The 901-nt window shown below is 40.6% G+C and carries 1 protein-coding gene; it reads left to right on the plus strand.

The annotated features are described in order from the left end of the window. Positions 1-901 (plus strand): IS200/IS605 family element RNA-guided endonuclease TnpB (tnpB, locus tag ACFPZG_RS04715; protein ID WP_381426423.1); only part of this gene is annotated, 901 nt, incomplete at both ends.

Raw genomic sequence — 901 nt, forward strand, 5'->3', positions numbered from 1 at the left:
AACAAAGAACAGGAAATACTGATTGCTAAAACCATCGGTTGCTCACGCTTTGTATTCAATCATTTCTTGGTGCGTTGGAATGACACCTACAAAGAAACAGGCAAAGGATTGACATACAATTCCTGTTCTGCCGCATTAACATGGCTGAAAAAGGAACTGACGTGGTTAAAGGAAGTTGACAGCATTGCTCTCCAATCTTCACTTAGGAATCTCGCAGATTCATATGGGCGCTTTTTTAAACGGCAAAATAAAGCACCCCGATTCAAATCGAAAAAGAATAAAGTACAATCCTATACAACAAAACATACGAATGGAAATATTGCGGTTGAAGGAAATAAAATCAAACTGCCTAAACTTGGGTTTGTCCGTTTTGCCAAAAGTCGCGAAGTTGAAGGCCGCATTCTTAATGCAACGGTCAGACGAAATCCATCTGGGAAATATTTTGTATCCATTCTGGCTGAAGTGGAAATACAGCAGTTAGCAAAGACCGGCTCTTCCATCGGCATCGATGTCGGTCTGAAGGAATTTGCAATCCTGTCAGATGGGACGCTATACAAAAACCCCAAGTTTTTTCGAACGATGGAGAAAAGGCTCGCTGATGCACAGCGCATCCTCTCCAGAAGGCAACGATTAGCTTTAAAGAGAAACTGTAAACTTGATGAAGCAAAAAACTATCAAAAACAAAAACGGAAAGTCGCCCTCCTGCATGAAAAAATCACAAACACACGAGTGGACTACTTGCATAAAATTTCTACCGAGATTGTCAAAAACCACGATGTCATCGGTGTTGAGGATCTGCAAGTATCAAACATGTTAAAGAACCGTAAATTAGCAAAAGCGATTAGTGAAGCATCCTGGTCCCAATTTAGAACAATGCTTGAATACAAAGCGAAATGGTATG

The organism is Sporosarcina thermotolerans (assembly GCF_042658975.1).
GTDB classification, from domain to species: domain Bacteria; phylum Bacillota; class Bacilli; order Bacillales_A; family Planococcaceae; genus Sporosarcina; species Sporosarcina thermotolerans.